Raw genomic sequence first — 11,214 nt, forward strand, 5'->3', positions numbered from 1 at the left:
GATCGCCCGGCACGGGATCGCTCTCGCGAAGTGGCTGCCAGTCCTTAGGCCTTACCATTTATCCCTCCCCTAAGCGCAGCCGTTCAGTCGACATGCGGGACGTCGCTACTTCTTGCTCCCAGCCTTCGCCAGATCGTCGTCGAGTTTCTTGAACGCATCCCGTGTGCCCTCCACCATCTTTCCAACGCTTTCCAGTGATTCCAGCAGGCGTTTACGGTTGTCGTCCCAGTTGTCGATGAAGTCGGCCATTGCCCTCTTGATATCGGCAGCTCCGACCACGGACTCGATGTCGTCTTTCCAGCCGTTTAGGTTCTTGAACTCTCGCTGAATCTCGGAGAGTTGCTTCGCCGACTTGTCGAGCAAGTCGAAGTCGACGATCAGGTCTGATTTGGACATGTCCCCTCGTTCTTGCTCGGGTCAGCGGTTGACGGTTGATCACGCATTGCCAGAGGCCGGGAAGGTCGTCGCGTCTTCGATGCCGGGCTCGAGCTTCAGGGCCAGAGCTGCGGTCGCGGAGAGCGCGGCAGCAACGGGCAAAGATGGGCGCTTCACAGTGGACTCCCCGTGAGGCGAAGATGCAGTCAAGAGGAATGACGCTATCGGTGAGGTTGCTGGTTTCGCCAGGCTGAACAGGCCTCAGAGTGTGCGTAATTGATGGTCTAGTGGGGCAAAATGGTCGCCTTTTATGCTCCGATCGTGTCTGCTCGTGAAGGACGGCACCCTGGATGCCGGGGCCACTGGCCGAGACGGAGCCGCGGACCTGTCTTCGCGGGAGCAATCAAGGCGACCTCGGTGCGGACTCCGGGGGTGTGCCTCTTGGCGGGTGGCCGTGCACCACCGCTTCCCTCCCACTGACTTCCGGCGCAGCCCGCCCCCGACACTCACCCCCACCTCGTACGCTGACCCGAGCGAATGGACGACCAGGCGAGCAGGCGTGCGGCGAGCAGGCGTACGTAGAGGTAGAGAAACGGACGGGGAACGCGTCATGGCCCGCTACATGGAGACGCTCAGCATCGAGCGTGGGGGTTTTCGGATCAAGGTGCCGGAGTCGTGGTGGGAGTTCGACGTGCGGCCCGAGTCGCGTGACGACTCCATCCGGCGGATGGTCGGGGAACGGATCCGGCAGCGGCCGGAACTGGCCGAGTACCGGGACACGTACACCGCGTTCCTCAGGAAGGCCGCGGCCGACGCCTGGAAGTCCGGTGCGCTGTACTGCGGTTGCATGGCGGAGGCCTTCGGAGGGGACACCCCGATCACCGGATCGGTCACCGTCTCGATCGTCGGGGGCCGCACCGCCGCCGGGGAACCGCTCTCCACCGACCCGCAGACCATGGCGAGCCAGCTCTCCGCGCGCGAGGCGAAGAAGGAGGGTGACGCCTGGCGCAAGGTGACGACCGTCGAAATATCCGGCGTGGGCCCCGCCGCCCGCACGTACGGCATCGAGGACATCACCGTCCCCGACGACGCGCTCAACCGCACCGTTCGCGCCGTGCTCATGCAAACCTTCGTGCCCGTGCCCGGCCAGGAGGGCAAGGTCGCCCTCGTCGCCGGAAGCAGTCAGGTGCTGGACCTGGCGGACTCCTTCTTCGACATCTTCGACGCGATCACCTCCACGTTCCGCTTCGCCGAGTAGGCGGTCAAGCGGGTGGGGGGTGGGTGGTGGGTGTTCGGTCGGGCGGTCGTGAGACGTCGCGCGGCGGAGGGGCCTGGCGGGCCGGTCTTCGGACTGCTTCACGCCGGGGTGGGCACTAGAGCCATCATCGCCCGCCGGGTTCCGTCCCGGCCGTGCGCAACCGCTCCGGGAGTTCCCTTGCCGATCAGCCTGTTCGTCGCCCGTCGTCTGCGCAGAGCCGCGCGGGAGATTTTCGGCTGGGACACGTTGCGTCCCGGTCAACTCACCGCGATGAAGGCGGTCATGAGCCGCCGGGACGCCATGGTGGTGATGCCGACCGGGTCGGGCAAGTCGGCGGTGTACCAGGTGCCGGGCATGCTGCTGCCCGGACCGACCATCGTCGTCTCGCCGCTGATCGCCCTCCAACGGGACCAGGTCGAGGGCCTGTTGAAGCGCAGCGGCGAGAGCGCCGTCGCGGTCAACTCCTCCATGTCCGGCTCGCAGACCGAGCAGGCATGGGAGAGCGTGAGCGACGGGCGGGCCCGGTTCCTGTTCCTGGCCCCGGAGCAACTGGCCAAGCAGGACGTGCTGGAGCGGCTGGCCGTGCTGCGGCCGTCCCTCTTCGTCGTGGACGAGGCGCACTGCGTGTCCTCGTGGGGCCACGAGTTCCGGCCCGACTACCTGCGGCTCCGGCAGGCCGCCGAAAGCATCGGACGCCCTCCGATCCTCGCCCTCACCGCCAGCGCCGCGGCCCCGGTGCGCGCCGACATCGTCGAGCAACTCGGCATGCGCAAGGTCCACGAGGTGGTCGCCGGTTTCGACCGGCCCAACATCCGCCTTGAGGTCACCCGTTTCCTGGACGACGGGGCAAAGCGGCGGACCGTGGTGGAGCGGGCCGCGGCCGAGCCCAAGCCGGGCATCGTGTACGTCGCCACACGCAAGGACGCCGAGACGTACGCCGCCGAACTGGCCGACCTCGGCCTGAGCGCCGCCCCGTACCACGCGGGCAGCCGCTCGGCCGACCGCAGCTCGGTCCACGACCGCTTCCTCAGCGGGGAGTTGGACGTCGTGGTGGCCACGTCGGCGTTCGGCATGGGCATCGACAAGCCCGACGTACGGTTCGTGCTGCACGCCTCGGTACCCGGGTCGCTCGACGCCTACTACCAAGAGATAGGCCGGGCGGGCCGGGACGGCGAGGCCTCCCGCGCCATCCTGCTCTACCGCACGGAGGACCTGGGTCTCCAGAAGTTCTTCTCCGCCGGCCGTCCGGACGCCGACACGATCGCGGACGTCGCCCGCCGGGTGCGCGACGGCGGAGGGGCGGTGACCACGACGGAACTCCAGCGGGACACCGGTCTGTCCGCCGGCCGGCTGACCGCCGTCCTCAACCTCCTGGAGAACGCCGGTGCCCTCACCACCGAGCGTGGCGAGGTGGTCCCGGTGCCCGGCGTCGACACCGAGGAAGTCAGCGCGCGCGCCGTGGAGTTGGGGATCGCGCACGAGAGCATGGAGCGCTCCCGGGTCGACATGATGCGCGGCCTCGCCGAGACCACCGGCTGCCGACGGCGTTTCCTGCTCGGCTACTTCGGGGAGCGGCTGCACGCCGCCTGCGGCAACTGCGACGGATGCGAGCAGCGGCCCGCGCACACCGAATCAGGGGCCGAATCCTGGGCCGTATCTGGAGCCGAATCCGGGTCAGGAACCGGGGCAGGAACCGGGTCAGGAACCGGGGCAGGATCCGGCGCCGGGCTCGGCGCCACTCCCCGCAAGGCCCGTCGCCGTAACGCCTCACCCGCACGTCCGGACCACCCGTTCCCGCCCGGCACCAAGGTCAACCACCCGCAGTGGGGCGACGGCGAGGTACTCAGCCACGAGGAGAGCCGGGTCACCGTCCTGTTCACCTCGGTGGGCTACCGCACCCTGTCGCTGCCGGTGATCCTGGAGAAGAAGCTGCTCACCACCGTTTCGTAGGAGTAGGAGCAGGAGTAGGGGTAGTAGGAGTAGGACGCGGGAGACCGGTCTCACCCCTGTGGCTGAAAGATCACCGCCGCCTGCCACCGGCCGGTGAGCACCTCGTGCAGGCCTCGTGCACACGCCGTGACGGGATCCCCGAGTTCACGCGACGAGGGATTCGCTCCTGCACAGCACCACCGCCGTCCGCATTCCCGTGCTCAACAAGGCGTCCCCGGCCCCTCATTGCAGCTGTATAACGTCGGGCTCGCTGAGGTCCGCGGGCTGCAATGCGCCTTGAGGGGCTTATGTGCGGCTGATACGGTGCCATGGCTTGAGACTCGCTTCCGCGCTGGCTGTTCGGCCAGGTCGGGCGGTACGTCCGGCAAGGGCGGGCCGGGGTGAAGTGCCCGGTTTGGCGGGGAAATTGGCATAAATCTTCTTGGGCGTACGGGGAGCGGTTGCGTGAAGATCCAAGAGCGTACGGGGGCGGGCAACAACCGCTCCGGCGCGCCGGTTCAGCCGACGATGGGCGAGCGTCTTCCGGCGCCGCCTCGCGAGCGCAAACCCGCGCTGGCCGCTCTCGCGGTGCTGCTGATCCTGGTTGGCGCGCTGGGCGCGACGATGCTCGTGCTGCGCGCCGGTGACCGTGTCGAGGTCGTCCAGGTGACCGGCGACATCCAGGCCGGGCAGTCGGTGGGCAACCGCGTGACGTCCGTCCTGGTGGCGGACGACGCCGGTGTCAACTACGTCCGGTGGAACCAGGTCGACACCCTCAAGAAGCTCAAGGCCAAGTCGACGATCTACAAGGGGACCCTCGTCATCGGCGACATGTTCACCGAGGGCCAGTCCATCCCCGCCGGAAAGGCCTCCGTGGGTCTCGCCCTCAAGGAGGGCCAGTACCCCATCGACATCAAGGCGGGCGACACCGTGGCCGTGTACCGCGTCGGCGACGACAGCGGCACCGGCAACAGCTCTTCGGGCACGACGGGCGCCGCCAACAGCCTGATCGTCGACCGGGCCGAGGTCAGCGATGTCCGGAGGTCGTCGGACAGCACGATCAGCAGCACCAGCCTGCCGGTCACCCTCACCGTGGACAGTGCCGACGCGGCTGCTGTCGCGGCGGCCTCCTCCGCCGGTGAAGCCGTCCTCGTCCTCATCCCCGGCAACTAGAGGCGAGTGAGTCACAGACATGGCGCTCATCGCCCTCGCCGCGGACAAGGGTTCGCCCGGCGTCACCACCGCCGCGGTCGCCCTGTCGGCCGTCTGGCCCCGCCGCGTCCTGCTCGCCGAGACGGACCCCGCCGGCGGCGACCTCGTCTACCGCAGCGCCGCCGCCCACGGTGGGCCGCTCAACCCCAACACCGGCATGCTGTCGATAGCGGCGACGGCCCGCCGCGGCCTCGTACCCGATCAACTCTGGGACCACGTACAGCCGTTGAGCGGTGGACTCGAAGTCCTCGTCGGGCTCGGTGTCGCCGAGCAGGCCGCCGGACTCTCCGGACTGTGGCCCACCCTGGGCCGCGCCTTCGCGCAGCTCGCCGACTCCCCGCACGCGCCCGCCGACGTCATCGCCGACTGCGGCCGGATCAGCGGGGACACCCCCGCCGTCGAACTCTTCCCGCACGCGGCCCTCGTGCTGCTGCTCTCGCGCACCGAGCCGGAGGCGATCGCGCGGGTCCGCGACCGGGCCGCCGCCCTCTCCGTCAAACTGCACGGCGGGCCACGTGGCGCGGCCACGCTCGCCAACCCCCTCATCGGCGTCATCCTGATCGCCGATCCGAGCGACTCCGCCAAGCTCGTCCACCAGGTCAACGACATGCTCGTAGCGGCGCAGACCGGTGCGCGAGTGGTCGGCACCCTCGCCGACGACGCGGCCGGAGCCGACCAGTTGGCCGGCCGCAGGCGCGGGCGGCTCGACAAGTCGCTGCTCATCCGCTCCGCGCGCAAGGTCACCGCCGACCTCTACCAGCAGTACGGCGCCGCCTGGGCCGTACCCGCCCACGGCCAGGTCGGCGGGCCGCACGGACAGCCCGCCGCCGGAGCCGGCCGGTGACCGCGGTCGACCACCAGCTGGTCAAGCGGTTCCGGCAGGACGCCGGTGACCGCATCTCCGAACAGCGCCGCGAGGACCAGGTGCGCGGCGTCACGCCGATGTCCAACGAGGACGAACGGCACTTCGCGCGCGCCGTGATCGCCCAGATCCTCGAGGACTACGCGCGCACCGAGATCAACCTCGGCCGCACGCCTCTGGACGCCGAGACCGAGGAGCAGTACGCGGCAGCCGTGCACGCCGCGCTCTTCGGCGTCGGCCGCCTCCAGCCGCTGCTGGACAACCCCGAGGTCGAGAACATCGACATCAACGGGTTCGACCAGGTCTTCATCGGTTACGCGGACGGCAGTGAGGTCAAGGGCGACTCCGTCGCCGAGAGCGACGAGGAACTGGTCGAGCTCATCCAGATCCTCGGCGCGTACTCCGGGCTCTCCTCCCGGCCCTTCGACTCCGCCAACCCGCAGCTCGACCTGCGACTTCCGGACGGTTCGCGACTGTCCGCCGTCATGGACGTGACGCGCAGGCCCGCCCTGTCCATCCGCCGTGCGCGGATGGGCAAGGTGTTCGTGTCCGACCTGGTGGGCAACGGGACGATCACGCCCGAGGTCGCGCACTTCCTCGCCTGCGCGGTCCGCGCCCGCAAGAACATCATGATCGCGGGCGCCACCAACTCCGGCAAGACGACCCTCCTGCGCGCCCTCGCCAACGAGATCCCGCCGCACGAACGTCTCATCACCGTCGAACGCGCCCTGGAACTCGGGCTCGACACCTTCGCCGAACTGCACCCCAACGTGGTGGCCTTCGAGGAGCGACTGCCCAACTCCGAGGGCCAGGGCACCATTTCCATGGCCGAGCTGGTACGCCGGTCGCTGCGTATGAACCCCTCACGCGTCATCGTCGGCGAGGTCCTCGGCGACGAGATCGTGACGATGCTCAACGCCATGTCGCAGGGCAACGACGGCTCGTTGTCCACGATCCACGCGAACAGCTCCAGCGAGGTCTTCAACCGCATCTCCACGTACGCGCTCCAAGCCAAGGAAGGGCTGCCCATCGAGGCCAGCCAGATGCTCATCGCGGGCGCGGTGAACTTCGTCGTCTTCATCCAGCGGCGCAACGACTACGAGACCGGCGGCCGGCTCCAGCGCATGGTCACCTCCGTCCGCGAGGTCAACGGCGTCGACGGGCGCGTCCTGTCCAGCGAGGTGTTCGCCGAGGCCCCCGACGGCCGGATCGTCCCGCACGCGCCCATAGCGTGCCTCGACGACCTGATCGCACAGGGCTATCGGCTCCCGGGCAGCGGGAGTTGGGGATGACCATGACCCAGGACACCACCTCGCTCGCGGCGCTCGGCTCGCTCGGTTCCATGGGCGGGCTGTTCTCCACGACCGTCCTGTACGCGCTCGCGTGCGGGATCGCCGTCGGCGGCGGACTCGCGCTGTTCGCCGTCGCGGTGCGCGGACTGCCCGTCAAGCCCGAGCACGAGAGACAGAAGGCGAGCGAGCGCGCCGGCGAACTGCTCCGGTTCGCCGGGCAGCGCGGTTCCATCGCCGCCATCGCCGGGCTCGTCGTCCTGCTGCTCACCCGCTGGGCCGTCGCCGGGATCGCCGCCGCGATCCTCGTCTTCTTCTGGGACAAGCTCTTCGGGGGCGCCTCGGAGGAGAAGTCGGCCATGCGCCGCGTGGAGGCCCTGGCCTCCTGGACGGAGTCCCTGCGCGACACGATCGCGGGCGCGGTCGGCCTGGAGCAGGCGATCCCGGCCTCGGCGCGCGCCGCGGCCCCCGTACTGCGGCCGCACCTCGACTCGCTGGTGGACCGGCTGCGGTCCCGCACGCCGCTGCCCGACGCTCTTCAGCAGCTCGCCGACGAGATCAACGACGCCTCCGCCGACATCATCGTCGCCGCGCTCATCCTCAACGCGCGGCTGCGCGGCCCGGGTCTGCGCCAAGTCCTGGGCGCACTGGCCAAGTCGGCGCGCGAGGAGGTCGACATGCGGCAGCGCGTGATGGCGCAGCGGGCCTCCACACGCCGCTCGGTCCAGATCGTCGTCGCGGTCTCCATCGCCTTCGTGCTCGGACTGTCCATCTTCAACCGTGACTTCGTCGAGCCGTACGGCACGGCGGTCGGACAGCTCGTACTCGCCTGTGTCTGCGGCCTGTTCGCGCTGGGCTTCTGGTGGCTGCGGAAGCTGTCGACGATCGAGACACCGGAGCGGTTCCTGGTGCGGGACGAGGCGTCGGTGCGGTTCGTCCGTCCTCGTACGCCGGTCTCCGGGGACGAGGCGGTACGCCGATGAACCTGACCATGCCGATCGTCATCGGCGCCGTGCTGGGCCTCGGCGTCTACGCCCTCGTACGCGCCCTCATGCCGTCCAGGCGCAGCGCGGTCGCTCAGGTCGCGCGGATCGACGCGATGCGGGCGAGGGGGGCGGCGTACGAGTCCGCGCACCACGGCGCCACCGGCAAGGACACCGGGCGGCTCGGCAGCGCACGGGCCCGAGTGGGCGCCAGGGTCGCCGAGTTCTACATGCAGCAGGGCTGGGAGCTGCGCTCGCTCCGCGCCGACCTCGCCGTCCTGGACCGGAGTTGGGAGAACTTCCTGGCGACGAAGGTCCTGCTGGCCGCGGGCGGTGTCTTCTTCGGCCCGTTCCTGTTCGCGGTCGTGCTGACCCTCGGTCTCGGCCGCAGCCCGATCATCCCGGTCTGGCTGGCGCTGCTGTTCGCGGTCGTCTTCTTCTTCCTCCCGGATCTGGAGGTACGGCGGGACGCGGCGGACAAACGGCGCGACCTGCGGCGGGTGATCGGCGCCTATCTGGACCTGGTGTCGATGAGCCTGGCCGGCGGCCGGGGACTCCCCGAGGCCCTGATGGCCGCCGCCGAGATCTCCGACGGCTGGGCGACCCAGCGCATCCGCAGCGCACTGGCCGACGCCCGGATCACCGGCATCAGCCAGTGGCAGGCACTCGGTTCGCTCGGCGAGGAGCTGGGCGTCGAGGAACTCAAGGACCTGTCGGCCTCGTTGGCGCTGGTCGCGGACGACGGCGCGAAGGTGCGGGAGTCGCTCGCCTCGCGCGCCGAGACGATGCGGCACCGTGAACTCTCCGAGATCGAGGGCAGCGCGGGCGAGAAGTCGCAGTCCATGCTCGTCGCCCAGTTGCTGCTGTGCGCCGGTTTCCTGGTCTTCCTGATCTTCCCGGCCGCGATGCGCGTGTTCCAGGTCTGACGTCCATCCCCATTCCCCGCCGACAGAAATCGAGAGGACAACTCACCATGAACGGACGGAACTTCAGCACCGGGATCCCGGGGGTGGACCTTCTGATCACCTTCCTCCAGGGCCGGGTGCAGCGCGCCCGCTCCGGCGAACTCGACCGGGGTGCGTCCGCGGTGGAGTGGGTCATCATCTCCGCGGTCGTCGTGGCGATCGTCGGCGTGGTCGCCGCGATCATCAACACCGCGCTGAGCGACGGCGCCAACAAGGTCGGGGACTGCATCAAGGGCGCCAACCAGAGCGGCACCTGCTGACCGGTATCCGCCAGACCCGTCGGACCTGTCCGACACCTCGGACCCGTCCGATCCGCCTGATCCGTCCGTCGTCTCCGGAAGAACGAGAATCGCTCGTGCGCGTATGCCGTTGGGTACGCCGCCGGGTGGAGGCCGCCAGAGCTGCCGCCTCCGCCCGCGGTGACTCCGGCATGACCGCGATCGAGTTCGTGCTCCTCACACCGGTGCTGTTCTTCATGATCTTCGCGACCGTGCAGTTCGCGCTGTACTTCTTCGCGGACCACGTGGCACAGGCGGCGGCCCAGGCGGGCGCCCGCAAGGCGCGTGCCACGGCCGATGAACAGCCCGGCGCGTGGCGCGGCGAGGCCCGTGACGTCGTCGACAGCTACATCCGCCAGCTCGGCCCGCAGCTCGTGCTGTCCCCCACCGTGACCATGCTCCAGCCGGAGCAGAACACCGTGGGGGTGGAGATCACGGCGAAGGTACCCACCGTGTTCCCCGGGTTCGACCTGACGGTGCACGCGCAGTCCTCGGGGCCGGTGGAGAGGTTCGTACCGGAGGAGGGGCCCTGATGAGATTCCCCACCCATGACGGGCGCGACCGGGGACTGTCCACCATCGAGGTCGTGATCCTCGCGCCGGTGATGATCCTCTTCATCCTCGTGCTCGTCGCCTTCGGCCAACTGGTCGACGGACGAGGGGCGTTGGACGGCGCGGCCCGCGACGCGGCACGCGCCGGGTCGATCCAGAAGGACCACGCCACGGCCATGGCCGAGGCGAGGAAGGCGGCGGAGGCCGATCTCACGGACGTCTGCTCGGGCCCGGTGACGGTGACCCAGACGAGCGCGGGATTCGCCCCCGACACCCTCTTCACCGTCGAGGTGAGCTGCGAGGTGCGCGGGCTGGCCATGCTGGGCCTCGACGTGCCGACCACGCTGACGGCCAGCTTCAGTTCGCCGCTCGACCCGTTCCGGAGGACCGCGTGAACCTCCCGCCCGTGCCTCCCCTGCTACGACCGTCTCCAGCGCCGCGGAACCGGCTCGCCGCCCGGCGCGCCCGGCTCGACGACCGCGGCTCGGGCGCGGGCGCGGTCATCATCTTCGCCCTCCTCTTCCTCTCCCTCTCGGCCTTCGTCATCGACGGCGGCATGTCCATCTCGAAGCGTGAACGCGCCGCCGACATAGCCGAACAGGCCGCGCGCTACGCCGCCCAGGACATCGACGTGGAGGACCTCTACCAGAACCAGAACGGCGCCGCGCCCATCAACTTCGCCAACTGCGGGGCGCGGGTGAAGGCGTTCGCCCGGGAGATGGGCATGTCCGGCGCGGACATCGCGGCGACCCACTGCATCGCCGCCGACGCCGACCAGGTCGAGGTCGAGGTCCAGCTCACCTACTCCCCGATCTTCACCGGGATGTTCTACGACGGAGACGTGGTCGTCCACGGGCAGGCGGTCGCGGAGAACGAGGTCGGCTGACCCGCGCCCGTGGGCGGTCCGGGCGCCGCCTCACGCCTCTTCCTGCTGCACACCCTCCGAGACGTCCTTGGCGAGTTTGTCGTCGAGCTTCTTGAACTCGCGGACCACCGCGTCGGACATGTCGGCCAGGGCGTCGAGGGCCTGCGTGATGTCCTCGCGGCCGTCCTCCCAGCCGGACTCGAAGTCGTCGAGGGCGTCGTAGACGGTGTTGTCGCCGAGGTCGTCACGGTAGGACTCGAACAGCTTCTTGGTGCGGTTCATCCGGGACTTGATGGAGCGCAGCCGGCCGCCGTACTCCTCCAACTCGCTCAGCGGGAGCGCGAGGTCACTCTTGCCCTTGCCCATGTCGCTTCCCCCCACGGTGGTCGGTGCCCGGCGGCGTTGTCCGGGTCAGCAGCCTACCCAGCATGTCCCGGGGGAGTCAGGGGACGGCCGCGACTGAGTACGCGTACTCACACCGACTGCGTCGCACGGCTCTGCCGCTACGGATGCGACGTCCCGAGGATGGGTTGCCTCACAGGCGTTGAAAGGGGTGCTCATGGGACGGGAACATGAGGGACGGGAACACGCGGGGCGGGAACACGTGGGACGGGAAGAAGCAGGCCGCGAACATGTGGGCCGCGAAC

The 11,214-nt window shown here is 69.4% G+C and carries 13 protein-coding genes; 11 read left to right on the plus strand and 2 right to left on the minus strand.

Annotation, left to right across the window (positions count from 1 at the left end; genetic code table 11):
* Positions 1-105: 105 nt before the first annotated feature.
* Positions 106-396 carry a hypothetical protein gene (locus tag ACIP79_RS23745; protein ID WP_401226487.1) on the minus strand — a complete coding sequence of 97 codons (291 nt, stop codon included), beginning with the start codon at positions 394-396 and terminating at the stop codon, positions 106-108.
* Between the two features lie 589 nt (positions 397-985).
* Between ACIP79_RS23745 and ACIP79_RS23750 the strand changes: the two genes are divergently transcribed.
* The 11 genes from ACIP79_RS23750 (at position 986) to ACIP79_RS23800 (ending at position 10,588) form a co-directional block, all read left to right on the plus strand.
* Entirely contained in the window at positions 986-1,633 is a 648-nt protein-coding gene (locus tag ACIP79_RS23750; protein WP_401226489.1) for a hypothetical protein, read from the plus strand.
* A gap of 183 nt (positions 1,634-1,816) precedes the next feature.
* A complete protein-coding gene (locus ACIP79_RS23755) occupies positions 1,817-3,583 on the plus strand; it encodes a RecQ family ATP-dependent DNA helicase (RefSeq protein ID WP_401226725.1) in 1,767 nt (588 codons plus the stop codon).
* 444 nt (positions 3,584-4,027) lie between these two features.
* A complete protein-coding gene (locus ACIP79_RS23760; RefSeq protein WP_383678550.1) occupies positions 4,028-4,735 on the plus strand; it encodes a hypothetical protein in 708 nt (235 codons plus the stop codon).
* Between the two features lie 19 nt (positions 4,736-4,754).
* Positions 4,755-5,618, plus strand: a complete 864-nt coding sequence (locus tag ACIP79_RS23765) for a hypothetical protein (RefSeq protein WP_383678552.1) — start codon at positions 4,755-4,757, stop codon at positions 5,616-5,618.
* On the plus strand, positions 5,615-6,928 hold the full coding sequence (locus ACIP79_RS23770) for a CpaF family protein (RefSeq protein WP_383678554.1): 1,314 nt from the start codon (positions 5,615-5,617) through the stop codon (positions 6,926-6,928). Before ACIP79_RS23765 ends, ACIP79_RS23770 begins: the two co-directional genes overlap by 4 nt.
* Entirely contained in the window at positions 6,925-7,908 is a 984-nt protein-coding gene (locus ACIP79_RS23775; protein WP_401226490.1) for a type II secretion system F family protein, read from the plus strand. The genes ACIP79_RS23770 and ACIP79_RS23775 overlap by 4 nt, the downstream gene beginning before the upstream one ends.
* Entirely contained in the window at positions 7,905-8,834 is a 930-nt protein-coding gene (locus ACIP79_RS23780; protein ID WP_401226492.1) for a type II secretion system F family protein, read from the plus strand. Before ACIP79_RS23775 ends, ACIP79_RS23780 begins: the two co-directional genes overlap by 4 nt.
* Before the next feature lie 47 nt (positions 8,835-8,881).
* Entirely contained in the window at positions 8,882-9,133 is a 252-nt protein-coding gene (locus tag ACIP79_RS23785) for a hypothetical protein (RefSeq protein ID WP_401226494.1), read from the plus strand.
* A gap of 170 nt (positions 9,134-9,303) precedes the next feature.
* The gene (locus ACIP79_RS23790) at positions 9,304-9,684 is read left to right on the plus strand and encodes a TadE family protein (RefSeq protein ID WP_383678631.1); all 381 of its coding nucleotides are present in this window, start codon (positions 9,304-9,306) and stop codon (positions 9,682-9,684) included.
* Positions 9,684-10,097, plus strand: a complete 414-nt coding sequence (locus ACIP79_RS23795) for a TadE/TadG family type IV pilus assembly protein (RefSeq protein WP_383678562.1) — start codon at positions 9,684-9,686, stop codon at positions 10,095-10,097. Before ACIP79_RS23790 ends, ACIP79_RS23795 begins: the two co-directional genes overlap by 1 nt.
* Positions 10,094-10,588, plus strand: a complete 495-nt coding sequence (locus ACIP79_RS23800) for a pilus assembly protein TadG-related protein (RefSeq protein WP_401226496.1) — start codon at positions 10,094-10,096, stop codon at positions 10,586-10,588. The genes ACIP79_RS23795 and ACIP79_RS23800 overlap by 4 nt, the downstream gene beginning before the upstream one ends.
* Positions 10,589-10,618: 30 nt before the next feature.
* On the opposite strand, the gene ACIP79_RS23805 is transcribed toward ACIP79_RS23800, so the two are convergent.
* The gene (locus ACIP79_RS23805) at positions 10,619-10,933 is read right to left on the minus strand and encodes a hypothetical protein (protein ID WP_383678566.1); all 315 of its coding nucleotides are present in this window, start codon (positions 10,931-10,933) and stop codon (positions 10,619-10,621) included.
* Between the last annotated feature and the right edge of the window lie 281 nt (positions 10,934-11,214).

It is taken from the genome of Streptomyces sp. NPDC088747 (genome assembly GCF_044751025.1).
In the GTDB taxonomy this organism is placed as follows: Bacteria; Actinomycetota; Actinomycetes; order Streptomycetales; family Streptomycetaceae; genus Streptomyces.